31 protein-coding genes are annotated in these 21,457 nt (G+C 68.9%); 29 read left to right on the forward strand and 2 right to left on the reverse strand.

The window, feature by feature from the left end; genetic code table 11:
- The first annotated feature begins 257 nt into the window (after nt 1–257).
- From Ade02nite_RS09690 to Ade02nite_RS09715, 6 genes are all read left to right on the forward strand, one after another.
- Nucleotides 258–1,589, forward strand: coding sequence for a hypothetical protein (locus Ade02nite_RS09690; RefSeq protein ID WP_203761225.1), 1,332 nt, complete (start codon nt 258–260; stop codon nt 1,587–1,589).
- The gene (locus Ade02nite_RS09695) at nt 1,586–2,911 is read left to right on the forward strand and encodes a replicative DNA helicase (RefSeq protein ID WP_203761226.1); all 1,326 of its coding nucleotides are present in this window, start codon (nt 1,586–1,588) and stop codon (nt 2,909–2,911) included. The genes Ade02nite_RS09690 and Ade02nite_RS09695 overlap by 4 nt, the downstream gene beginning before the upstream one ends.
- Nucleotides 2,912–3,193: 282 nt before the next feature.
- The gene (locus Ade02nite_RS09700; RefSeq protein ID WP_203761227.1) at nt 3,194–3,361 is read left to right on the forward strand and encodes a hypothetical protein; all 168 of its coding nucleotides are present in this window, start codon (nt 3,194–3,196) and stop codon (nt 3,359–3,361) included.
- Nucleotides 3,358–3,564, forward strand: a complete 207-nt coding sequence (locus Ade02nite_RS09705; protein WP_203761228.1) for a hypothetical protein — start codon at nt 3,358–3,360, stop codon at nt 3,562–3,564. The genes Ade02nite_RS09700 and Ade02nite_RS09705 overlap by 4 nt, the downstream gene beginning before the upstream one ends.
- The gene (locus tag Ade02nite_RS09710) at nt 3,561–3,839 is read left to right on the forward strand and encodes a hypothetical protein (protein WP_203761229.1); all 279 of its coding nucleotides are present in this window, start codon (nt 3,561–3,563) and stop codon (nt 3,837–3,839) included. The genes Ade02nite_RS09705 and Ade02nite_RS09710 overlap by 4 nt, the downstream gene beginning before the upstream one ends.
- Nucleotides 3,836–4,342 (forward strand): SLOG family protein, encoded by a 507-nt coding sequence (locus Ade02nite_RS09715; protein WP_203761230.1) that lies wholly within the window; start codon nt 3,836–3,838, stop codon nt 4,340–4,342. Before Ade02nite_RS09710 ends, Ade02nite_RS09715 begins: the two co-directional genes overlap by 4 nt.
- 170 nt (nt 4,343–4,512) lie before the next feature.
- Here Ade02nite_RS09715 and Ade02nite_RS09720 read toward each other — a convergent pair whose 3' ends face one another.
- Complete coding sequence (locus tag Ade02nite_RS09720) at nt 4,513–4,839, reverse strand: hypothetical protein (protein WP_203761231.1); 327 nt, start codon at nt 4,837–4,839, stop codon at nt 4,513–4,515.
- A gap of 35 nt (nt 4,840–4,874) precedes the next feature.
- Between Ade02nite_RS09720 and Ade02nite_RS09725 the strand changes: the two genes are divergently transcribed.
- The 7 genes from Ade02nite_RS09725 (at nt 4,875) to Ade02nite_RS09755 (ending at nt 7,583) form a co-directional block, all read left to right on the forward strand.
- The gene (locus Ade02nite_RS09725; protein WP_203761232.1) at nt 4,875–5,093 is read left to right on the forward strand and encodes a hypothetical protein; all 219 of its coding nucleotides are present in this window, start codon (nt 4,875–4,877) and stop codon (nt 5,091–5,093) included.
- Between the two features lie 60 nt (nt 5,094–5,153).
- Nucleotides 5,154–5,345: a DUF397 domain-containing protein gene (locus Ade02nite_RS09730; protein WP_203761233.1), complete on the forward strand. Its 192-nt coding sequence runs from the start codon at nt 5,154–5,156 to the stop codon at nt 5,343–5,345.
- Nucleotides 5,339–5,596 carry a hypothetical protein gene (locus tag Ade02nite_RS09735; RefSeq protein WP_203761234.1) on the forward strand — a complete coding sequence of 86 codons (258 nt, stop codon included), beginning with the start codon at nt 5,339–5,341 and terminating at the stop codon, nt 5,594–5,596. Before Ade02nite_RS09730 ends, Ade02nite_RS09735 begins: the two co-directional genes overlap by 7 nt.
- A gap of 113 nt (nt 5,597–5,709) precedes the next feature.
- Nucleotides 5,710–6,804 carry a hypothetical protein gene (locus tag Ade02nite_RS09740; RefSeq protein WP_203761235.1) on the forward strand — a complete coding sequence of 365 codons (1,095 nt, stop codon included), beginning with the start codon at nt 5,710–5,712 and terminating at the stop codon, nt 6,802–6,804.
- Nucleotides 6,805–6,944: 140 nt separating this feature from the next.
- A complete protein-coding gene (locus Ade02nite_RS09745) occupies nt 6,945–7,208 on the forward strand; it encodes a hypothetical protein (RefSeq protein WP_203761236.1) in 264 nt (87 codons plus the stop codon).
- Nucleotides 7,205–7,408 (forward strand): hypothetical protein, encoded by a 204-nt coding sequence (locus tag Ade02nite_RS09750; RefSeq protein ID WP_203761237.1) that lies wholly within the window; start codon nt 7,205–7,207, stop codon nt 7,406–7,408. Before Ade02nite_RS09745 ends, Ade02nite_RS09750 begins: the two co-directional genes overlap by 4 nt.
- A complete protein-coding gene (locus tag Ade02nite_RS09755) occupies nt 7,401–7,583 on the forward strand; it encodes a hypothetical protein (RefSeq protein ID WP_203761238.1) in 183 nt (60 codons plus the stop codon). Before Ade02nite_RS09750 ends, Ade02nite_RS09755 begins: the two co-directional genes overlap by 8 nt.
- On the opposite strand, the gene Ade02nite_RS09760 is transcribed toward Ade02nite_RS09755, so the two are convergent.
- Nucleotides 7,580–7,843: a hypothetical protein gene (locus tag Ade02nite_RS09760; RefSeq protein ID WP_203761239.1), complete on the reverse strand. Its 264-nt coding sequence runs from the start codon at nt 7,841–7,843 to the stop codon at nt 7,580–7,582. The genes Ade02nite_RS09755 and Ade02nite_RS09760 overlap by 4 nt on opposite strands.
- A 276-nt stretch (nt 7,844–8,119) precedes the next feature.
- On the opposite strand from Ade02nite_RS09760, the gene Ade02nite_RS09765 reads away from it, so the two are divergent.
- The 16 genes from Ade02nite_RS09765 (at nt 8,120) to Ade02nite_RS09840 (ending at nt 21,449) form a co-directional block, all read left to right on the forward strand.
- Nucleotides 8,120–8,470 carry a hypothetical protein gene (locus Ade02nite_RS09765; protein ID WP_203761240.1) on the forward strand — a complete coding sequence of 117 codons (351 nt, stop codon included), beginning with the start codon at nt 8,120–8,122 and terminating at the stop codon, nt 8,468–8,470.
- A 150-nt stretch (nt 8,471–8,620) separates the two neighbouring features.
- The gene (locus tag Ade02nite_RS09770) at nt 8,621–9,214 is read left to right on the forward strand and encodes a hypothetical protein (RefSeq protein ID WP_203761241.1); all 594 of its coding nucleotides are present in this window, start codon (nt 8,621–8,623) and stop codon (nt 9,212–9,214) included.
- Nucleotides 9,215–9,224: 10 nt separating this feature from the next.
- Complete coding sequence (locus Ade02nite_RS09775) at nt 9,225–10,748, forward strand: hypothetical protein (protein ID WP_203761242.1); 1,524 nt, start codon at nt 9,225–9,227, stop codon at nt 10,746–10,748.
- Nucleotides 10,749–10,766: 18 nt separating this feature from the next.
- Nucleotides 10,767–12,425, forward strand: coding sequence for a hypothetical protein (locus tag Ade02nite_RS09780; protein ID WP_203761243.1), 1,659 nt, complete (start codon nt 10,767–10,769; stop codon nt 12,423–12,425).
- An 18-nt stretch (nt 12,426–12,443) separates the two neighbouring features.
- Nucleotides 12,444–12,836: a hypothetical protein gene (locus tag Ade02nite_RS09785; protein WP_203761244.1), complete on the forward strand. Its 393-nt coding sequence runs from the start codon at nt 12,444–12,446 to the stop codon at nt 12,834–12,836.
- Nucleotides 12,837–12,861: 25 nt separating this feature from the next.
- A complete protein-coding gene (locus tag Ade02nite_RS09790) occupies nt 12,862–13,866 on the forward strand; it encodes a phage minor head protein (RefSeq protein ID WP_203761245.1) in 1,005 nt (334 codons plus the stop codon).
- 28 nt (nt 13,867–13,894) lie between these two features.
- The gene (locus Ade02nite_RS09795; RefSeq protein ID WP_203761246.1) at nt 13,895–14,290 is read left to right on the forward strand and encodes a hypothetical protein; all 396 of its coding nucleotides are present in this window, start codon (nt 13,895–13,897) and stop codon (nt 14,288–14,290) included.
- The gene (locus tag Ade02nite_RS09800; protein ID WP_203761247.1) at nt 14,287–15,906 is read left to right on the forward strand and encodes a hypothetical protein; all 1,620 of its coding nucleotides are present in this window, start codon (nt 14,287–14,289) and stop codon (nt 15,904–15,906) included. Before Ade02nite_RS09795 ends, Ade02nite_RS09800 begins: the two co-directional genes overlap by 4 nt.
- A 1-nt stretch (nt 15,907) precedes the next feature.
- Complete coding sequence (locus Ade02nite_RS09805) at nt 15,908–16,264, forward strand: DUF2190 family protein (protein ID WP_203761248.1); 357 nt, start codon at nt 15,908–15,910, stop codon at nt 16,262–16,264.
- Between the two features lie 9 nt (nt 16,265–16,273).
- Nucleotides 16,274–17,506 (forward strand): phage major capsid protein, encoded by a 1,233-nt coding sequence (locus Ade02nite_RS09810; RefSeq protein ID WP_203761249.1) that lies wholly within the window; start codon nt 16,274–16,276, stop codon nt 17,504–17,506.
- A 2-nt stretch (nt 17,507–17,508) separates the two neighbouring features.
- The gene (locus Ade02nite_RS09815) at nt 17,509–17,946 is read left to right on the forward strand and encodes a hypothetical protein (RefSeq protein WP_203761250.1); all 438 of its coding nucleotides are present in this window, start codon (nt 17,509–17,511) and stop codon (nt 17,944–17,946) included.
- 52 nt (nt 17,947–17,998) lie between these two features.
- Complete coding sequence (locus tag Ade02nite_RS09820) at nt 17,999–18,286, forward strand: hypothetical protein (RefSeq protein WP_203761251.1); 288 nt, start codon at nt 17,999–18,001, stop codon at nt 18,284–18,286.
- Between the two features lie 9 nt (nt 18,287–18,295).
- Nucleotides 18,296–18,883: a hypothetical protein gene (locus Ade02nite_RS09825; RefSeq protein WP_203761252.1), complete on the forward strand. Its 588-nt coding sequence runs from the start codon at nt 18,296–18,298 to the stop codon at nt 18,881–18,883.
- A 20-nt stretch (nt 18,884–18,903) separates the two neighbouring features.
- The gene (locus tag Ade02nite_RS09830) at nt 18,904–19,401 is read left to right on the forward strand and encodes a hypothetical protein (RefSeq protein WP_203761253.1); all 498 of its coding nucleotides are present in this window, start codon (nt 18,904–18,906) and stop codon (nt 19,399–19,401) included.
- Between the two features lie 8 nt (nt 19,402–19,409).
- On the forward strand, nt 19,410–21,008 hold the full coding sequence (locus Ade02nite_RS09835) for a hypothetical protein (RefSeq protein WP_203761254.1): 1,599 nt from the start codon (nt 19,410–19,412) through the stop codon (nt 21,006–21,008).
- A gap of 9 nt (nt 21,009–21,017) precedes the next feature.
- Nucleotides 21,018–21,449: a hypothetical protein gene (locus Ade02nite_RS09840; RefSeq protein WP_203761255.1), complete on the forward strand. Its 432-nt coding sequence runs from the start codon at nt 21,018–21,020 to the stop codon at nt 21,447–21,449.
- Nucleotides 21,450–21,457 lie beyond the last annotated feature (8 nt).

The following is a 21,457-nucleotide window of genomic DNA, read 5'->3' on the forward strand; positions in this document are numbered from 1 at the left end:
ACAGGATTCGCGTCCAGAATCGAGCTCGGAAAGTTCGAAAATCCGTTCGAGCGGACTAAGATGAATAAGGCGCGCAGCCGGGGTGCGGGAACACCCCAGCCGCACTTGCCTAACCAATCACTTCCGACGAACCCGGAAGGAGGCCAGGCCATGCAAAAGCCTAGGCCCCGATCCTATCGCCTTCATGGCAGACCCGCAGCTACGTCGGAATGTCACGCTGTCGTGATCATGACCGTAACCTTGGCGGTGGTGAACTGATGCCGCGTCGCTGGGACATCGAGAAGGCCGTTCTCGCCTCGAAGATGCCCTCCCCCGCGCGGCTTATCGTTCTGGTCCTGGCCATCAAGAGCGACAACGAGACGGCCGTAGTGCCGCCCGAGCACACTCCCGCCTTGTCGACTCTCGCCGCCATGACCGGCATCGCCCGCGGCTCCCTAGCCGAGTGGCTTCACGCCCTTGACGTTGCAGGCTGGGTTCAGCGCGACCGGCACGCCGGCAAGGGCTCGAAGACGCGCCGCACGGGTTACGCGTTGGCGGTCGGCTCAGGTGACGTTGTTCTGCGTGACCGCTCGTTGCGAATTCCCCGCCCTAAGAAGTCGGAGACGACGTCCGATTTGCAGTCGGAAGGCGACGTCAAAGTCCGCGAGGCGGACGCTTCAAATGAGCCTGAAAGTCCGCGAGGCGGACAGCTAAAAGTCCGCGAGGCGGACGCAAGCGACGGCGGGAAAAGTCCGCGAGGCGGACACTCAACAGTCCGCGAGGCGGACTCTAATAGTCCGCGAGGCGGACACACTCTAACCACCCCTCCCCCTACGGGGGAGGGGCAAATCAAAAACCACCAACCCGCGCGAGGCGCGGAGGGTGACCAAACCCCCGAGGCTGCTGCCCACTCGCCGTCGGTGCGAAGTTGGGAGGCCGACAACCGGCAACCCCGCACCGAAGGACCGCGCGTTCCCCGGCAGCCGAGCCTGTTCGACGTCCGCCGGTCTGAGATCGAGAAACTGCCCGAGGCGACCCGGATCATCGGCACGTGGCTTCAGGCCAACGGCTACCCCCACGTCAGCGCCGACGACTGCCGCGCCGTGCACCAGGCCATCCGCAATCGGCACGCCGACGTCAAGGACATGCTCGGCTACCTTCGCCGCATCGCCTCGGCCGGCGGCTTCCAGCAGTACTACCAGCCGATCATCGAAGCCCGCGCCGACGAGATCTCGAAGCAGATCCGGCAGCTCACCGACGGTCAACCCGACTGCGGCCACGGCTTCCTCGGCGGAAACCTGCCGCATCCGACAACGAGGCTGGCCCTCTGCCCGCTCTGCCGCGAAGGAGCACCACCGACGGTCAAACGGGGCGCCGAAACCACCCACCCCGACGTGCGCGATGCCCTCACGGCCTACCGGACGGCCTACCGCAAGACGTTCGGTGCCGCCCCCCTTCTGTCGCTGCTCATGGCGATCACCGGCGAAGCAGAGACCTTGCGCCGGCACGGCGTCATCGGCGCCACACTCACCGACGTCGCCACCCGTGCCGGCCACGACGGCGCGCAACTTCTCGAAACCGCAACCCGACTGAAGGGCGTCCCCGCATGAGCAGCGACACCGGCACCGGACTCGACCGCGCCCCGATGTTCGACCTGGCCTACGAACGCATCGTCATCGGCGCCATGATGGACAATCCCGCCGTCATCGACATGGTCGCCACTAAAGTCACCGCGGAGGACTTCTACAGCCACCGGCACGCCAGCGTCTTCACCGAAATCTGCAACGCCCACGCCGACGGGCAGATCACCGAACCGCACGCCATGACCGCACGGCTACTCGACGCCGGCACCCTTGGGCAGCTCGGCGGGATCGACTTCCTGCACCAGTGCTACGCCGAAGTGCCAGTCGCCGTGCAAGCCGGACACTACGCCGACCGCATCGCCGAGCTTGCCGAACGCCGCGCTTGGGAAGCCAAAGGCGTCCAGATCGTTCAGGCCGCCAACCAACCGGCCGGTCGTGACCTCGGCGCTCTCGCCGAGAAGTTGCTCACCGAGGTCAAGCCGCGCGGTCAGTCCAATGACATGGTTCAGCTCGGCGCGCTGATCCAGCCCGCGGTAGCCGACATCAAACTGCGCCGGCACGTTCCTGCTGGGCTGCCGACCGGGTTCGCCGACCTGGACGCGCTTCTCGGTGGTTTGCGGAAGAAGAACCTGATCACGGTTGCTGCCCCCACCGGCGCCGGTAAGAGCATCTTCTTGACTGACCTCGCCCGCAACCTCGCCCTGCGGAACAGCCTCGTCGTGGCCTACTTCAGCCTCGAAATGAGCAACGAGGAAGTGTTCGAGCGGATCCTGTCCGCCGAAGCGGAGATCCCCGCTCACCTCGTCCGGGACGGTCTCGTCAGCGAGGAGAAGTGGGCTGAGGCGTCTACGGTGATCGGGCCGATGGCGTCGGCACCGTTGTTTATGTGCGACGAGACCGACATCACCGTCCAGCAGATCAAGGTGCGCTGCCAGATCCTTCAGCGCCGAGTCGGGCTAGATGCCGTCATCGTCGACTACACCCAACTGGTCACCCCGTCGCGCAAGTTCAGCAGCGAGCAGGAGGGGATCAGTGACGTCTCCAAGAGCCTGAAGAAGATGGCCGGCTCATTGGACGTTCCGGTGATCGCTGCAGCACAGATGAACAAGGGGCCGGACCTGCGTGCGGACAAGTATCCGCAGCTCACCGATCTGCGGGGCTCGGGGTCGATCGCCAACGACTCCAACATCGTCATCTTCGTGCACCGCCCCGACTACTACGACCCTGAGTCACCCCGCTCCGGGGAAGCCGACCTGGTCGTCCGCAAGGCCCGCAACGCAGCGAAGGACGCCGTCACCGTGGCCGCCCAACTTCACTACTCGCGGTTCGCCGACATGCGAGCCATCTGATCAGGAGGGATAGATATGGCTTCGGAGCGTCAGCGCTACCTCGACCACTGCGAGAAGTGCGTGGGTAAGCGCGTAATCGTCCCGCCGGTGCACATACGCCCGCACGATTCGGGTTCCGGCGAAGTGGCTGACTACCTCTGCCCGGCAGGGCACACCTGGTACACGAGCTGGGACTACGGCGACAGTAACTGCCGCGCCGCCTGACGCAGGCGGGGGAGCGGAACGCCGGTAACGCTCCGCTCCCCTGCCTTCATCCTGCACCACTGACCGAAGGAGATCGACATGACCGCCGAGGACCGCTGCATCTGGTGCCACCGTCTCGGCCACACCGCAGAGGCGCACCCGCTGCCAAAGGATCACCCGCAGTACGACGCGTTCTACGACGCCACGGACGACGAACTCGCAGCCATGGTGTCGGAGGCTGTGGCGCCTGGACGGCGGCCGTCGTGAGCGACCGCGACTACGCCGTCTGGGTCCTCGACTCGGCACCCGGCCATGGCCTGAAGATCACGCCGTGCGCGAACCGGCAGCAGGCCGAACACCAGGTCGACTACTACGAACGGCTGAACGCCACCCGCGGCACGTACGGCATCGCCGCGAAGGTCGTCTTCAAGTACTCGTTCATGCCGGAGATGCCCTGGGAGGACGCATGAGCAACCTCGAACGTGACCTGACCGAACTGGAAGCGTCCGACCCGAACGTTCGGCAGCCTGCCGAACGACTCGACGAGGTGACCCGTTCGATCCTGCGCACCTCAGCCGTGGTGGTAGAGGACCCGAGCCTCGTGGACATGCCCACCCCGGATGACGGCACCTGCACCTGCGGTCACGACGGCCTGGACTCGATGTTCCATCTCGGCGAATGCCCGCACGCCGAGCAGTGGCGCAACCGCGGGAAGGCGAAGCCGTGGCCCGATGGCCTGCCGTGATGGTCACCGGCCACCGCATCCAGCACCTCACCCCGGACATGCGCCCGTGGGTTCGCGCCGAGCTCGCCCGTCTGGCGGTGAAGCTGCGCGACGAGCACGGTATGACCGCCGGCATCTGCGGGATGGCGATCGGTGCCGATCTGTGGTGGGCGGACGCGGTGGTTCGTGCCGGTCTGCGACTGGAAGCGCATGTGCCGTTCCCCCAGCAGCCGAACAAGTGGCGGGACGAGGACCGGGCCGAGTGGTCACGGCTTCTCGGTTTGGCCGCCCAGACGGTCACCTACGGCGACGGCTATGACGTGCGGCTGCTGCACCGCCGCAACGAGGGGATGATCCGCGCCTGTTCGGCGGCGGTGGCCGTTTTCGACACACGTAAGAGCGCGGGCGGGACGGCGTCAGCGGTACGCAAGCTGATCAGGGCCGGCGTGCCCGTGGTGCACGTCGACCCGGTGGGTCAGCGGACGACGCTGCGTCGGACGCAGTCGCCCAGTCAGGTCGCTTGAGGCATGAACCGGGCACCGCTCGGCGAACTACAACGCTGTTCTTCGCTCGATCATCTTGCCGTTGAGCTGCACGGACGGGGATCGTTGATCGTGCCGGGGATGCTCGGCCGGCGGAAGCCATGCGGCTTAACTGAATCGTCACCCGCACCCACCGCCGGGCACCCCGGGCACTACCGTCCCGGCTCCAACGGAACCGCCTGGTTGACGGCGTCGTTCCACCACCACGCCGACCCGTTCACGAAGATTGTCGGCGCCTGGACGCTCAAATCCTTGAGCTCGGCGATCGGCCGGCCCGGCATCAGCACCCGCACCGTCGTGCCGCCCTCCAGGGGCAGATCCCAGCCGTACCGGCCGCCCCTGTCCGCCTCCGCCACCCGCAGGGGTTCGTCGGCCAGGCGCAGGCCGAGTTCGGTGGCGGCGTCAACAAACGCGGCCAGGTTTTCCTCAGCCACCGACGGTGACGTGTCTTCGAGGTCACGACTCCCAGGGTTGATCATCAGGGCAGCGTACGGTCCCGGCGGATACTCGACCGGTGATCCGCGCCTCGTCACCCCGCATCCGCTGCGCCCGCTGCTTGCGGCTGACCCGCCGCGACAACGCCGTGCACGGCTTCGGGCGAGACTGCGCCGCCCGGCTCGGGTTGATTGCCCCGGTCCCGCGAGTCCGCGCCGCACCGCAGGACGGCCCGGACCTGTTCGACGCCGCAGCCGAAGCCCCGCCCGGCCCGCTCAGCGCCACGGAGGCGGCCTGAAAACCCCTTCCGGGTGTGCACGGGTGCGCACGGCCGCCCCAAGCTGTTAGAAAGGGTGTCGTGGACTCTGAGCTGACCTGGACCCGTTCCGGCCGCTGCGCCGCCAGCAACTGCGTCGAAATCGCCGACACCGGAACCACGGTGCTGCTGCGCGACAGCAAGAACCCGGGACAGGCGCCCAGCGCGTTCAGCTACGACGAGTGGCGCGAGTTCGCCGCCGCGGTCAAGCGCGGAGAGTTCGACCAATGGTGAACGTCCTCGACACCATCGACCGGGCCACCGACGGCCTCTGCCCGTGCGGGGCCGAGCCGCGCGAAGGGTCCGCGTACTGCTCCTACGATTGCGAACCGACCCACCTGCGGTGCGACACCGACACATCCACCCACGGCCCGTACGCGGGTGCTTACCGCTGCTCCCCCGACGGGCTCGACGACCCGTGGGCTGACGTGACCGACACGTGGCTGCTCGCCGCACGCGACGCTCAAGTCCAGCGTTCGACGTAAAGGTGTGAACGGCGCCAGATCCCCCCGGCCTGGCGCCGCCGTCCACCAACCACTATCACCGCAGGCCAGTGCGGGTGCGACCACCGTACCCGAGCGCCGGAAGGTGATCCACCGTGAGCGTCACATGCCGCTGCCACACCAGCACCTACGCCGCCTGCGACTACCCGGGCGGCTGCGGCAGCCCCGGCGGATGCTGCTCCACCCGCGGCGCCTGCGTTACCTGCCCGATCGTCCGGCCCGACACGACTCCCCGCGCCCCGTACCACCCGCCCGTCTGCGACGGCGACCGGCGCCTGCTCGACCGGTGGCTCGGCGACATTGCCCGGCTGCACGACGAGCTCGCCACCCCTGAACCGGCCATCATCGACGAACGCCGGCACGAACGGTTCGGCGTCGTCTACTTCGAAGGTGGCATTCGGCACGTATTCAGCCGCGGCCTGCGCCCCTCCGACCCGCTCGCCGCCCTCGGCGGGAGCGCACCCATCAACGCCCGCAACGGGCAGCCAGCCGTCTCCGGCAGCCGCGAACGCGCCATCCCCGTCAACGTCAACCGGCTCGACCTGACCGCACCAGCTCGGCAGCCCAACCTCACCCGCGGCGCCAACGGGGCACCCCACCAGCAGCATCTCGTCCCGCAGCTGAAGATGTCCCCGAACACCCACCCCGTCACGGCCACCTTCGACGGCCGGAAGATTACCCAGAACGTCCGCGACCGCGAGTACGTCCGCGACAGCCACGGGCAGCTCGTTCTGACCCCGACCCTCGATGACGATGGTCACCTGTCCGCTGCCACCGTCCTCGACCTTTGGGTTCGCGACATCCGCGCGCAGCAGTTCACCCGTCACCGGCTACCAGACGCCACCGTCCCCGAACTCGTCCGCTGGCTTCGCGCACGCCATGAGGACATCTGCGATCGTTACCCTGACATCGCCGTTTTCGCCGACGGGCTACGAGTCCTGCGTGGTGCTCTGCGCTCCGCCGCCGGCGAAACCGAGCCGCGGCCCGAACCGTGCGACGGGGTCACCTGTGACCGCTGCGACCAGCGCGCCCTGTTCCGCAACCCTGACGACACCTACCGGGCCGAATGCGGCAACTGCGGCAGCCTCTACACCGACGACGAGTACACCGACCTGGTCTCCATCCAGGCGGGCAAGCAGCGCAACAACCGTCCCGCCGAAGAGGTCGCCGCCCTGCTGCGCCGCAACTGACCGACACGCCCGGCTGGCGATGTTGCAGACCCGCAGGTCCGCATGTACTTTTGTGCCAGCGCGAGCTATGCCCGCAGCCAGACGTCCAGCGCCTCGAGCCCACCGGCCCGGGGCGCTTTTCGCATGTCCGGGGGTGCGCCGTGCAGAACCCTGACGTGCGCGTGCCCGCCTGGTTCGCCGTGAAACGGCTTGGCGTCACCAAACAGACGTTCAACAACTGGCGTGCCACCGGGAAGCTCGTCCCCGACGACAACGGCGAATACCGCTGGGGTGACGTCCTCGCAGTCGAGACCCGCACCCGCAACGACCCGAACTCGCGGCGCGGCACCACCCGCCGGCCGGCGGCCGGATCGGACTCGTGGCAGACGCTCGACGTCAACTCGGCCGGGATGCCCGCCGCGTGAACTGGCGCCGCGCCCGCACCATCACCGCGTGGATCCTGCTGTTCGCGTCACTCATCGGCTGGCCGATCTCCATGGTCACCTTCGCCAAGGACGAACCCGCCGCAGTGCTCTCCCTGTCCTGGCTGGCGATCATCATCGAAGCCGGCTCGCTGCTCACCGCCTCCCAAGTGCACGAAGAACAGGCAGGCGACGGTGACTGACGACGACACGATGACGTTCACCCTCGACTGGCTCGCCGAAGCCGCCGGCCGCAAGCCGCAACTCACCGCCTGCCCCGACGGGCACCTGGTCGTGCGCAGCAACACCCACTGGACGCCGGTCGCCTTCTCCAACGACTTGCGTTCGCTGATCTGCCGACCGGTGACACACGACTAAAGTTCCGGCGCGTCCTGGCTGCGTTGCCGACGCTCCCGCTCCGCTTCGAGGTCGTTGTACAGGTTCCGGTACTTCACCTCCTCCTTCCCGCCGGATTCCTCCTTCTTGCTCAACTGACGCAGCTCTAGGTCGCCTTGCCGCTGGAAGGCCTTCACGTTCTCTTGGAACCGCTCGGCGTCGGTCAGTGGAACCTGCGCTTCGCGAAACGGGGGCACTGTGTTGGGCTCGTCAGGGGCGACTTCCCGCTCGTCTGCATTCATGACTTCAGCGTGCACGGTGACGACGTACCATGCCAGCGTCCAGAGATGCCATGGTCGCTGACCCACAGCGCCACCCCAGGCAGGCGACGTGCTGACCAACCGGTCCAACGGCGACCAATACCGGCTCCGCGTCACCGGTGGCGCCCTCGGCGTCGAAGCCATCTGAGCGGAAGGCCAAGCATGCTCGCCAACCTACGCCGCCGCCTCGCCGACCGATTCAGCGATCACCTTCACGCCATCTTCGGCACCGACCGTCTCCCCCGAATGGAGCAGCACATGGCCACCGTCATCGAAGCCCTCACCGCCCTCGCCGAGCAGGTCAACCGGGTCTCCGCCGCCCAGGCCACCAGCTTCACCAACCTGCAGAACGCGATCGCCGAACTCAAGCGGGGTGAGCTCACCGACGAGCAGGCCCGCCTCGTCGCGCAAATCGAGGACTCGCTGACCACCCTCGCCGACGACGCCCAGCGCGGCGACGACGGCTACGAGCCGCAGCAGTCCGGCGACGGACAGCCGGACGTTGTACTGCCCGAAACGGACCCGCAGGAGCCGGGCGCTGAGGAGCCGACGGTCACCGAGCCCAAGGTGCCGGCCGAGCCCGCCGACGAGACCACACTGCGCCGCTGAAGACGTGGGCCGTACGAGGTGGCCGGCTGGCGCGGCCCGCCCAGCAACACAAAGTCACCTAATCTCACCCAGTGAGACGAATCGCGGGGTCGACACTCAGCGACCCACTACAGATCGTCACCCAAGGACGTGATCGGCGGTGACCCACCCATGGAATCCGCCAAGCCGAAATGCTCCGGCAAGCGCAGCAACGGAGAGCCCTGCACCAAATGGCCGATGAAAGGCCAACGGGTCTGCAACACCCACGGAGGCAGCTCACCTCAGGCGAAAGCCGCCGCCGAGCGCCGACTCCGGACCGCGAATGCCGAACAGGCCGTCGTCACCTTCGGCCTCCCTCGCGAGGTCGACCCCCGCGACGCCCTCCTCGAAGAGGTGTACCGGGCCGCCGGCGTCGTCGACTTCCTCCGCGACCAAGTCCAAAAGCTCACCGCCGACGAGGTGGTATGGGGCAAAGCCGAAGAAGTCGAAAAGCAGGCAGGCGAGTTCCCCGGGATCGACGTCACCCACAAGGCGTCGGTGAACGTGTGGGTTGAGCTCTACGCCCGCGAACGCAAACACCTCGTCGACGTGTGCAAAGCCGCCATCCAGGCCGGCATCGAGGAACGCAAGGTGCGTGTCGCCGAGCAGCAAGGCGCCCTCCTCGCCGGAGTCATCAAGGCGATCCTCGGCGACCTGGACCTCACCCCCGAGCAGGCCGCGAGAGTGCCTGAGGTGGTGCCGCGCCACCTGAGGGCTGTCGCCTGACGGAGGTGGCATGACCGCCAGCGTGTTCACCTCGTCGGCCAACGCGTTCGAGATGGCCGCCCGCGAGTTCGAGCCGCCGCCGACCTCGCCGTACATTAACGACCCGGTCGGCTGGGTGCAGAACGAACTGGGCGACCACCTGTGGTCCAAGCAACGTGAAATCGCCGAGTCGGTGAGGAACCATCGGCGTACCGCGGTGAAGTCCTGCCACAACGCGGGCAAGTCGTTCTTGGCGTCACGGATGGCCGCGTGGTGGATCGCCGCGCATCCTCCCGGCGAAGCGTTCGTTGCATCCACCGCCCCCAGCTACCCGCAGGTCCACGCGATCCTCTGGGAGGAGATCCGTAAGGCCGCACGGCGGGCGCAAAAGAACGGCAGCGCCATCCCGGGCCGCGTCCTGCAATCCGACGAGTGGAAGCTCGACGACACCAGCATCGTCGGCTGGGGCCGCAAGCCGGCCGACACCGACGAGCACGGTTTCCAGGGCATCCACCGCCGCTACGTTCTGGTCATTCTGGATGAGGCCTGCGGTATCCCGCAGCAGTTGTGGACCGCCGTCGAAGCCATCACCACAAACGCGGATTGCCGCATCTTGGCGATCGGGAACCCGGACGACCCGTCGACCGAGTTCGCGTCGGTGTGCAAACCCGGATCCGGATGGAACGTCATCCGGATCAACGGCCTCGAAACACCGAACTTCACACCGGAGCAGATCGGAGCCCATCCCGAGCTGATAGCCCTCTACGACAAGTTGGGCATTGAGCCGACGACAGAGCCAGTACCGGACGGCCTGCGCCCGCTCATGCTCGACCCGGAGTGGGTGGCCGACAAGATCCGCCGCTGGGGTATCGAATCACCGCGGTTCACTTCCAAGGTGCTCGGCGACTTCCCCGACATCGGCGAGGACGTCCTGTTCCCGCCGTCGCTGATCCAAGCCGCCCAGGAACGCTCCTGCGAGCCCGGCCCGTGGTCGATCCTCGGCGTGGATGTCGCCCGTTACGGCTCCGACCGCACCATCTTCTGCCTGCGCCGCGGCCCGGTGATGCGGGTGGCCGGCGACTTTACCAAGCAGGCCACCACCGAAACCACCGGCCGCGTTGTGAACGCCATCGGCGAGCACGACGTCGACGAGATCCGAGTGGACGGCGTCGGAGTCGGCGGCGGTGTCGTCGATCAGCTCGTCGAGCTCGGTCACGACGTGGTGGACATGCAAGCCGGCGGCGGCGCGCTGGACACGGAGATGTTCGCCAACGCGCGAGCCGAATGGTTCTGGGGCTTGAAGCTCAGGTTCGAGGACGGCGACGCTGACATCGACCCGGACGATGATGAGCTCGCCGCGCAGCTGGGTTCGATGAAGTACAAGTTCAATTCGCGTGGCCAGATCGTCATCGAGTCGAAGGACGACATGCGCAAGCGCGGCATGCCGTCGCCGGACAAGGCCGACGCGCTGATGCTGACGTCCGCGGTGCTGCCGCCCCCGGACCGGGTTGTTGAAGACCCTGAGGTGGACGATTACGAGATCAGCCCCTACTGACCTGTTGTGGGGGTGCGCATGACTCGCTCCCGCACCCGGCGCCGCGGCAACGTCGCCCTGGCCGAACAGCAGGCGCCGGCCGACGACCGGCAGGTGCTGCGGGAGCAGCTGCGTCAGGCCCTCGACAACGAGCAGCTGCTTCAGGAAAGCTTCGCGGAGCTCGCCGCCCAGTTGCAGGACCCGGGCTGGATCCGGCTGTCGGCGCAGTTCGAGCAGGAGTTCACCGCCGAGAACCTGAAGCAGATCCGGGCGATCTGCCGCCTGTTCGCCGTCAAGAACCCGCTGATTCGACGCTCACTCAGCCTGCGAAGCGCATACGTGTGGGGCAAGGGTGTCGAGATCACCGCCCGCGCGAACGGCAAGAAGAAGCGCGAGCAGGACGTGCAGGCCGTCATCGACGCCTTCCTCGCCGACGTCGGCAACCAGCGGGCGTTCACCTCTGGCGCAGCCCGGGAACGCCTCGAACGGTGCCTGGGCACGGACGGCGAGTTCTTCACGGCCCTGTTCACCTTGCCCACCACGGGTGAGGTGCAGGTGCGGGTGGTCGGCGCCGACGAAATCACTGAGATCATCTGCAACCCGCAGGACCGCTCCGAACCGTGGTTCTACCGGCGGGTTTGGATTCAGCGGACCCTCCGCGACGACGGGCACACCGTCGACGAGCAGCGCGAGCAGTTCCACCCGGCCGTCGACTACCGGCCCCGCGACCGGCGTAAGACGTTCGGCCGGATCCCCGTCGCCTGGGACGCGCCGATGCTGCACGTGAAGGTCAACGACCTGGAAGGTCAGCAGCGCGGTATACCCGACGCCTACGCGGCGATCGACTGGGCGATGGCGTACAAGGTCTTCCTCGAGGACTGGGCGAGGTTGGTCAAGAGCCTGTCGCGGTTCGCGTGGCGGATGACGGCGAAAGGCTCTACGAGGGCGCAGGCCCGCACCAAGCTCGCCGAACGCCCACCGCGGGACGCGTCCGGCCGGCCCAACGATGTGGGCGCGGTCGCGATGACCCCACCCGACCAGACCTTCGAAGCCATCCCGAAGAGCGGCGCCACCGTCGACAGCGAGTCCGGCAAGCCCCTTGCGGCGATGGTCGCGTCGGCGCTGGACGTGCCGGTGACGATGCTGCTCGCCGACCCCGGCCAAACCGGCGCCCGCGCGGTGGCGGAAACCCTGGACACGCCGATGGAACTGGCCATGGGCCAGCGGCGGGACCTGTGGGCGGGCGTGTACCGGCGCATCTTGCAGTACGCGGTGGCCGAGTCGGTGCGGGCCCCGGACGGCAAACTCAAGGGCACCGTGACGGTGGACGCGTACGGCCGGCAGACGGTGAAGCTGGGCAGCGCCACCGACCCGACGATCGATATCGACTGGCCGGACCTGCAAGCCAGCATGACCGCGGTCGTGCAGGCCGTCGTACAGGCAGCGTCGACCGGGACGATCCCGCCGGAGCAGATCGCCCGGCTGCTGCTGACCGCGATCGGTGTCCGCCACGTCGACACGATCATCGAGGCGATGGTGGACGACGACGGCAACTTCGTGTGGCCGGAAGGCCCGCCCGCCGCCACGCCGAACAACCCGCGCGACCTGCGCAACCCTACGTCGATGCAACCGGACGACGACCCCGACGGCGGGGCCGGCGAAGACGAGGCTGCCGGCGAAGCGCTTATCGCCGTGTGACCTGGGCGGAGGTGGCGCATGGACAGCCTCTGGGACGTGCTGCGCGACCGGTTAGGCCTCGACCACATCCACGAGCACCAGCAACGACAGGAGAAGACCATGGCCAAGCTGTCCGACGAGCTCGCCGACATCTCGCGCCGCCAGGAGGCGATCCGCGACGCGATCACCACCTCCGGTGAGAACCTGCGCGGCGAGATCGACAAGCTGAACACGCAGATCGAGGAGCTGCGCAACGGCGACCTCGACGCCGACGCGCAGGCGAAGGTCGACGAGATCAAGGCGACCGCCGACAACCTGCGTACCGCTGCGGAGGGCCTGGACGACGGCTTCGAGCCGCCCGTCGTGGAGCCCACCCCGTTCCCGCCCGGCGACGACGGCTCCGTGGGCAGCGGCGAGCGCGGCGCGATCTGACACGCCCCAGGGCGGAGGGTGCGCCGTGGCTGTTCCGCAGCGCACCCTCACCTTGCTGCGCCGGCTGGCCCGCTCGAACGGCGCCACCGTCGACGCGACAGTGCAGGCGTTGACCCGGTCGTGGCTGGCCGCCTGGGAGGATCTGTCGCCCGCCTGGCAGCAGGCGATCGACGCCCTGCTCGAGCAGTACGAGCGGACCGGGGTGTGGCCGAGCCCGTGGCAGGTCGCCCGGATCGAAGCGATCGCCGCCGTACAGCAGCGCACCGATCGTGCCCTGACCGGGCTGGTCGGCAAGGCGGACACGGCAACCCGCCGGGCGGTCGCCGAGGTTTCCGCCGCCACCGTCCAAGCCGAGCCGGACATCATCGCCAGCCAAAAGCCCGGTCTCAAGGTGCGCGCCGCCGACCGGCAAGCGGTCGTTTCCGAGCTTTCAGCACGCCGGTGGCGCATCACGAACCTGCACCGGGCTGTTCTAGACGCGGCGTCGAGCGCCATCCGCCGGCCGCTGCTGCGCCCGCCGCTGGCAACGCAACCGACCGCAGCCGCCCTCACCGGCCAGGTGCGCGCCGGCTTCGACAGCGCTTTGGTGCGGGCGACGACGATCGCGCAGACCGAGACGGTCGACACCTACCGGGCCGCGTCGGCGCTCGTGCATGACGCCAACCGGGGCGTCCTCGACGCCTGGGCCTGGCATTGCGCCTGTGACCGCCGTTCCTGTACCGCCTGCTGGGCGATGCACGGCCGGCAGTTCCCGCTCGAGGTGATCGGGCCCGACGGGCACCCGGCGTGCCGGTGCACCCGGCTTCCGCTGGCCGCCGGCGTCAACCTGCCGTCCGCCGAGGCCCGTTTCCGGCGGCTGCCGCGCCGTGACCAGCTGGCCATCCTCGGCCCTGCCCGGCTCGAACTGTTCCGGTCGGGCCGGATCGGCTGGGCTGACCTCGCCGTGCAACGCAACAACCCGGGTTGGCGGACCTCGTGGACGCCAGCGTCTGTCGCGGACCTGAGACGGGCCGCTGACCTCGCGCGGTAACCGACCTCTCCCGATCGGCGGTGAAGAGATGCGCGACGAACGCTGGCAGCAGCTCGAACCGGCAGGCGTCGTTGCGATACCCACGCCGACCGCCAGCACCCCGCCGGCCCCGCCGCCACCGCCCGGTGGCTGGAAGCTCCCAGCGTTCCCGGGCTCGCTCGACCTGGCGCGGACGGCTGACGGGGTTCTGGTCATCTCCCAGGCAGACCGCCGCATTGCCATGTCCCGGCTGCTACTGGACCAGCTCGCCGAATCCTCGTTCCTACGGCACAGCGACGACCAGCTCACGTTTGTCGGCCAGGACGCGGCCGGCCAGCCCTGCACCGTCACGTACGAGCGGGTCGGGTTCGACCCCACCGACCATCCCGCCGCCAACGAGGGCGGCTTCCACCTGCTCCAGCGCGTTGAACAGGAGACCCCGTGAAGAAGCCTGTTCTGTACGCAGGGACGTCGCCGCTGGGGTTCGACCGGCGTCTGCGCGGCGAGGTGGCCGCCGCCGTCCGCCGCTTCCACCAGGTCGCCGAGTCCGCGGCCGCCGCGGCACCCGAACGCACCGCGATCCGCGAGGCGTCCGTCGGCAGCGCCTCGACGGCCGGTCCGGGCCGCATGCTGCTGCGCCTGATCACCGCGGGCTGGTCGCTCAACGGAAACCACTACGGCGCCGAGGTGCTAAAAAAGGCCGCCGCTGACCAGGCCTGGCCGGCTGGCACCCGCTGCTACGTCGACCATGCCTCCGACGAGGAAGAACGCCAGCACCCATCCGGGTCGGTAAAGAACCTCGCCGCCGTGCTCACCGAGGACGCCCGCTGGGACGAGCAAACCCAGTCGCTGGTCGCCGAAGCCCGACTGTTCGAGCCGTGGCGAGGGCCCCTGTCGGAGATGGCCGAGGCGAAAGCGATCGGCATGTCCATCCGCGCCTGGGTCACCGGCCAGCACGGCGAACGTGACGGCCGCGAAGGGTTCCTCGTCGACTGGGTGGAAGGCCGCTCCGTCGACTTCGTCACCGTGCCCGCCGCCGGCGGTGAGGTCGTGTCCGTGCTCGAGGCCGTCGGTGAAAAACCCACCGTGGAAGCCGCGAACCTGGGCGCGTGGCTCGAATCGCGGCTGCACCTGGCGCTGACTACCTACGCCGACGAAATGTACGGCGACGGCCGGCTCACCCGCGAGGAACGGATCGTGCTGTCCACCGCTATCGGTGACGGCCTGACCGCGTACGCCGCCCGCATCGAGCAGGACGCGCCGCACCTGTACAAGCGCTCGAGATGGGCCGAGGCACCGGATCCGGAGCCCGCCGCAGCCGATGGCGCCGGCGCCGAAGCGGCAGAGTCCGCGCCCGACGAGCCGGGCACTGCCCCTGATGACGTGACGGACGGCGCCCCGCCTTCCGCACCCGAAACACCTTCCATCGAACCTGAGGAGGAGCCCGTGTCGGGTTCTCAGACCGGCGCGCCGCCGCCGGAGCAGGCGGGGACGGCAACGGTCCCCGACACCGTGGCCACCCCCACGACCGAGACGGCGGGCACGGTCACCGTGGACGTGCAGCCGTCGACCGAGGCTTTCGCCACGCTGGTCGCTAACGCGATCGCCGAGGCGACCAAGCCGCTCACCGATCAGATCGCCGCTCTGTCCGCGCGCGAGTCGCAGCGGGACGCCGAGCGGCGCGTCGACAGCAACCGGCAGCAGGCGAGCGAGGCGGTCACCGCCGCGCTGCGCGCCGACGAGCACCGCGACGTTGCAGCGTCGATCACCGCCCGGGTGAACGCCCGCGTCACCGCCGCCGTGCCGACCACCGCCGAGGGCGCCGTGGACTTCACCGCGCTGGGTGAGCTCATCACCACCGTCATCGCCGACGAGGCCACCCACGTGCGCCGGGAACGGGCCAACGCGCTCGCCGAGGCCGGTGTGGGCCTGCCCTACGGCATGGGCGGCACGCCGGCCCAGGACGAGCCGGACGACGGTCTCGACGACGCGCTCGGCGACCTGTTCGGCTCGCTCGGGCTGAGCGAGAGCGCCACCGCCATCGCGCAGAAGGGTCGCTGACATGGCCAAGAACTTCGTCATCATGTGGACCAAGAGCCGGGCGCTGGTCTGTTCGCAGCCGGCGACCCCACAGTCCGGCGACCCGGTCGTCTGCGGTCAGATTCCTGGCGTGGCGCTGACCGCCGAGGACGCCAACGGTGTCACCACGGTGGCGCTCGACGGCACGGCGGATCTGCTCGTCAAGGGTGAGACCACCACCGATGCGGCGATCGCGGTGGGCGACATTCTCTACTACGACGCCGCCGCAACCCCGCACAAGATCAACAAAGACAACACCAACGGGGTTCGCTTCGGCTACGCCATGGCCGCTGTCGCGTCCGGCGCCACCAGCACCATCCCCGTCGAAATCGGCTACTGAGGAGCGACTGTGACTAGCGCACTGATGGACGCTGGCCTGACCGCCCTCGGTCAGCTCGGCACCTACCAGGCCGGCGCGGAGACCGCGTCGACCGAACGAATCCTCGGCACCGAGGGTGTGTCCCTGTCGCGGCGCACCCGCCGGGCCGCGACCCGGGAGTACCGGGCCAAGCTCAGCCACGTCGCCCGCCTGTACAAGCAGACGATGGAGGGTGACCGCCGGGCGGCGCTCGCCTTCCAGGAGGCGATGTCGCGCGCCGACTTCTCCTACCTGTTCGGCGACATCATCGACCGGCAGCTGCTCGCCGCCTACCAGACCCGGGCCGTGCAGTGGCCCGCCTACGCCAAGCGGGGCCGCGTCCGCGACTTCCGGTCGGTGCGGCGGTACACCCTCGACGGCGGCGAGGCGACCCTCAACCCGGTCAAGGAACTCGCCCCGTACAAGGTCCGCAAGGTCACCGATGGGTTCTACGAGTACGCCGTCGGTAAGTACGGTGACCAGATCGCGGTGTCGTGGGAGACCATCGTCAACGACGACCTGGACGCCCTCGCCGACCTGCCGACCCGGCTCGGCAACGCGGCCCGCCGCACCGAGGAGAAGTTCGCCGCGGAGCTGTTCTCCGGCACGGCCGGCCCGAACTCGACGTTCTTCTCCACCGGCAACCGCAACATCATCAACACGACGGTGATCGGCTCGACGGTCACGGCGAACCCGCCCCTGACCATCGGCGCCATGCAGCAGGCCATGCAGGTCATGGGCCAGCAGAAGGACACCGACGGCGGCCCCATCTACGTCGAAGGTGTCACCCTGCTGGTGCCGCCCGCGCTCGAGGTCGTCGCGAACAACATCGTCAACGCCACCGAGATCCTGGCTGCGGCGGGTGGTGGCCCCGGCACCGGCAACGACCAGCTTCGGGTGACGAACTGGATGCGTAACCGGGTCAACGTGGTCGTCAACCCGTGGCTGCCGATCGTGAACACCACCAACGGCAACACCGCCTGGTATCTGTTCGCGAACCCGGGTGTGGGCCGCCCGGCGATGGAGATCGGTTTCCTGACCGGGCACGAGTCGCCGGAGCTGTGGGTGAAGTCGCCGAACGCTCAGCGCGTCGGCGGCGGCGCGGTCAACCCGGAGGAGGGCGACTTCGAACACGACGCCGTCCAATACCGGGTCCGCCACGTCATCGGCGGCACCCTGATGGATCCGAAGGCCGCGGTGGCCAGCAACGGATCGGGCAGCTGACGTTGGCCCGGCAACGCCCATCGCTGGGCACCCCGTTCGGCACGGACGGGCCGTGGCTTCAGGCGATCGTGGACGCGCTCGGCGACATCCACGATCTGCTCGACGCGCGGCTGCCGCAACGGGTTGGGGTTGAGGCGCCGGTGGAGGCAACCGAGCCGGCGCCCGACTCTCCGCCCGTTACGGCTGTGCCGGTGTCGGAGCCCGCGCCCGACAGGGCGCCCGCCAAGCCGGAACCCGTGAAGGAACCGGACCCGGACGACGAGCCGGTACCCGGCCTAGTTCTTCCGCCGCCTCCCCCACGCTCGGGCCGCGGCTCTGGCCTGCCGGCGTGGCAGGCGTGGGCGGACCTGGCGAGGGTGGAGTACGACGAGGACGCCTCCCGCGACGATGTGATCGCCGCCTGCGAGCTCGCCGGGGTGATCTCGGACGGGCGGCCCTGACCGTCATCTGAAAGGGGATGTGATGGCTGCCGGTCCACTGCACGCCACCCTTGTGGCGAACACGGTCACGACGCTCACTCTCGATCTGCCTGATCCGGTGGGCAACGTCGCCAGCTTTGAGACACCGCCGAAGGCACGTGTCGGGGTGATCAATCTCAGCGGCGCCGCCGAGGTGTACTTCACCACCGACGGGTCCACGCCGACGGTCGGCGGGGACGGCTGCCACGTGCTGCCGGCGGTGGTGAGCGCGCTGGAGGTGTACGACGGGACACCCGGTCCGACGTCGGTCGTCAAGCTGATCTCGGCGGGAACACCGCGGGTGAGTGTGAGGGCCACGTGAGGGGGCGTTGTGCCTGACTACCCGGCCGGCTACAGCCTGTTCGGCGGCGCGTCGTCGCAGACCGGCACGAACCTGCTGACCGTCGGTGAGGAGACGATCGCCCGGGACATGGCCATCTCCGGCGGGATGATCACCAACACGCAGGTGCTGCGGCTGACTCACTTCACGGCCCGCAAGTCGGAGTCCACCACGCAGGTGCGGATGATCAGTGGGGGCACTGCTGCGGCGGCCACCCCCACTCTCGTGCGCATGGGCCTGTACCTGGTCGACGGCAACGGCGACGGCACCCTCGTCGCGTCCACCGCCAACGACACCAGCCTGTTCGCGGCGACGAACACCGCCTACACCCGGTCGTGGACGGCGCCGTACGCGAAAGTGGCCGGGCAGCGGTACGCGCTGGGCGTTTTGGTGGTGACCGCCGCGACCGCCCCGCAGCTGGTCGGCAACTCGATCGCCGGGGTGGGGGCGGCGGCGGAGCCGTCGGTGGCGCCGCGCCTGTCCGGGTCGCTGGCCGGGCAGGCGGATCTGCCCGCCTCGTTCACCGCCGCGTCGCTGGCGGCGACGGGGCAGCGTTTCTACGGCGTTCTGCTGCCCTGACGGAGGAGAGGCGGCGTCTGGTGGCACGCACCCCGCTCGGGATCACCGGCAGCAGCAAGGCGGGGGAACCCGTCCTGCCGCCGGTCGCGGCGAACATAACCGACGGGAACAGCGTCAACAACAACGGCGAAACCGTCCTGACCGTCACGAACGCGGGGGCGGTGACCCGCACCCTGTCGATCCCCCTGGCTGTGACTGTGGACGGGCAGCCGGTCGGGCCGCGCGTGTACAGCATCCCCGCCGGGCAGACCATCCTGGCCGGCCCGTATCCGCCCGGCTGGTACGGCACCACCCTGCTGCTCGACGCGAGCTCCGGCGACCTGATGCTGTCGGCGTTCCGCCTCGGCACCGGCCTGCCCGCCCCGGCCGGCGCCGCCGCGGCGTTCACCGCTGCCGGGCCGGCGGTGCTCGCCGACCTCGACTTCGCTGGGCTTCTCGCCGACAACAACATTCTGGTCGTCGACACCGCACTGACCGGTTCCACCCTCGACGGGAACGTCCTCGTCGTCACCGTCTGAGGAGACACATGGCCACCAAACGGCTGCCCACCCTGGACGGCGGCGACCGGATCCTGTCGCAGTTCCTGCCCGAATCAGTCGCCACCGTGGCGGTGCCGCCGCCGGTCGGGAATGTCGCCGCGGACACGGCGACCGTCCAGGATGCTTTGGACGCGGCGGCGACCGGCGGCGCCGGCCGGGTGGTGCTGTCCGCCGGCTGGGACTACGAGATCGCTGGGGTCACCATCGACACCGGGGTGGTGCTGGACCTCAACGGCGGCGGGCTGACACTGGCCGACAACACGGACGCGTATCTGCTGTCGACGGTCAACTACGACACCCTCGCGGCGGGCGACACGACCGGCGGGGCCCGCGACTGGGCGGTCATCAACGGGTATTTGGACGGCAACAAGGCCGCCCAGTCGGGCACCAAACCGGTGTTCGCTATCTACGGCCGCCGGTACATCCTGAACCGGCTGCTGATCCGCAACGGCAAGGGGCACGGGCTGGCCACGAAGTGGTCGACCACAAGCCCGTTCCTGTCGCCGAACGGGTTCGAGTCGTTCATCACCGACGTGTACATCCACTCGTGCGACGGGGACGGCCTGCGGTTTGAGGGCCCGCACGACACGTATGTGCAGAACCTGTTCGTGGTGAAGTGCTCGGCGACCGCGAGCGCGGTGCCGGTGAACTTGCCGGATGCGACGGGCCGGGCGAACGGGTCGAACTTCGACAAGTTCCACGTGTACGGCGGGAACGGCTACAACTATGGCCTGGTCGTCAACACGTCCGGGACGAAGTTCACGAACTTCGTGGTGGAGGGCTCCCAGGTTGCCCAGTGCCTGATCCAGGCATCCCAGGTGCAGTTCGACGCGGCGCACCTGTATCCGGGTGGGATCGCCACCGCCACCGTGAAGGGCATTCAGGTCGGGGACTCTACCCACACCGCCCTCAACGGGCTGTGGATCAACGCCAAGGTGGAGAACTGTGGTGGTGGCGGGTTCGACTTCACCTACATGGGCGACCACAACTGGGTGCGCGCCCACATCTACTACTACACCGGCACCACCCCCACCCTCGCCACGGCCGGGTTCGTCGGCACCCCCACGAATCTGAACAGCATCCAGCTGTACGTCGCCGACAACACGTTCGTGCCCACCACCCAATGCCTCAACGCCATCGTCGGCCCGTCGAAGATCCTGCGCACGGCCGCCGCGGACACCCGCGACCTGGTCGACGTGCGCGACCAGGCAGGCACCGCCATGTACACCGTCGACTACAAGGGCCGCCCCCGCTCCAAGGCCGGGGCCACCCCGACGGTGGCGAACGGGGCGCAGATCGGCACCGGCGGCAGCCCCGGCACGGCCATCTCCGGCACCGACCACGCCGGGATGGTCACCGTCACCACCGGCAGCAGCGGGGCTGCCGCAGGCCAGCTCGCCGCGGTCACCTTCTCCACCGCGTTCGGGGCCACCCCACGCGCGGTGGTCATCACCCCGAAGGACGCGGGCGGCGCCGCTTTGCAGCCGTTCGTCACCACTGCCGCGTCCGGGTTCTCGATCCGCTGCGCCGGGGTGCCGGTCGCGAGCACCACGTACACGTTCGACTACATCGTCATCGGCAGCTAGGGGGCACTCGTGGCGATCCGGATCAGCACCGCCGCCCGCAACGCCATGGCCACGGCAGCCGCCGCCCTCGTCGACGGCGGCAGCAGCACAGGCCGGCTGCGCCTGTACACCGGCAGCCAGCCCGCCGGGCCGGGAACCGCCCCCACCGGCACCCTGCTCGCCGAGATCACCCTCAACGACCCGGCGTTCGGTGGCCCCGCCAACGGGACGGTCACCGCCAACCAGTCCCCCGCTCTGACCGGCACCGGTGTCGCGGCGGGCACGGCCGGCTGGTTCCGCATCGTCGACTCGACGGAGGCGGCCGGCACCGGGCTCGGCATCCTCGACGGGTCCGTGTCCGCGACCGGCGATGACGGGGAATGCCAGCTCGCCACCACCACCATCAGCGTCGGGCTCACCGTGACGATCACATCGCTGACTTTCACGCAGCCGAGCTCGTAGCGGACAGC

The organism is Paractinoplanes deccanensis (genome assembly GCF_016862115.1).
In the GTDB taxonomy this organism is placed as follows: domain Bacteria; phylum Actinomycetota; class Actinomycetes; order Mycobacteriales; family Micromonosporaceae; genus Actinoplanes; species Actinoplanes deccanensis.

Coding starts and splice junctions, on each gene's coding strand:
- Ade02nite_RS09690 (WP_203761225.1), top strand. CDS start 258: ATGCCGCGTCGCTGGGACATCGAGAAGGCCGTTCTCGCCTCGAAGATG.
- Ade02nite_RS09695 (WP_203761226.1), top strand. CDS start 1,586: ATGAGCAGCGACACCGGCACCGGACTCGACCGCGCCCCGATGTTCGAC.
- Ade02nite_RS09700 (WP_203761227.1), top strand. CDS start 3,194: ATGACCGCCGAGGACCGCTGCATCTGGTGCCACCGTCTCGGCCACACC.
- Ade02nite_RS09710 (WP_203761229.1), top strand. CDS start 3,561: ATGAGCAACCTCGAACGTGACCTGACCGAACTGGAAGCGTCCGACCCG.
- Ade02nite_RS09720 (WP_203761231.1), bottom strand. CDS start 4,839: ATGATCAACCCTGGGAGTCGTGACCTCGAAGACACGTCACCGTCGGTG.
- Ade02nite_RS09735 (WP_203761234.1), top strand. CDS start 5,339: ATGGTGAACGTCCTCGACACCATCGACCGGGCCACCGACGGCCTCTGC.
- Ade02nite_RS09760 (WP_203761239.1), bottom strand. CDS start 7,843: ATGAATGCAGACGAGCGGGAAGTCGCCCCTGACGAGCCCAACACAGTG.
- Ade02nite_RS09765 (WP_203761240.1), top strand. CDS start 8,120: ATGGCCACCGTCATCGAAGCCCTCACCGCCCTCGCCGAGCAGGTCAAC.
- Ade02nite_RS09770 (WP_203761241.1), top strand. CDS start 8,621: ATGGAATCCGCCAAGCCGAAATGCTCCGGCAAGCGCAGCAACGGAGAG.
- Ade02nite_RS09775 (WP_203761242.1), top strand. CDS start 9,225: ATGACCGCCAGCGTGTTCACCTCGTCGGCCAACGCGTTCGAGATGGCC.
- Ade02nite_RS09780 (WP_203761243.1), top strand. CDS start 10,767: ATGACTCGCTCCCGCACCCGGCGCCGCGGCAACGTCGCCCTGGCCGAA.
- Ade02nite_RS09785 (WP_203761244.1), top strand. CDS start 12,444: ATGGACAGCCTCTGGGACGTGCTGCGCGACCGGTTAGGCCTCGACCAC.
- Ade02nite_RS09795 (WP_203761246.1), top strand. CDS start 13,895: ATGCGCGACGAACGCTGGCAGCAGCTCGAACCGGCAGGCGTCGTTGCG.
- Ade02nite_RS09805 (WP_203761248.1), top strand. CDS start 15,908: ATGGCCAAGAACTTCGTCATCATGTGGACCAAGAGCCGGGCGCTGGTC.
- Ade02nite_RS09835 (WP_203761254.1), top strand. CDS start 19,410: ATGGCCACCAAACGGCTGCCCACCCTGGACGGCGGCGACCGGATCCTG.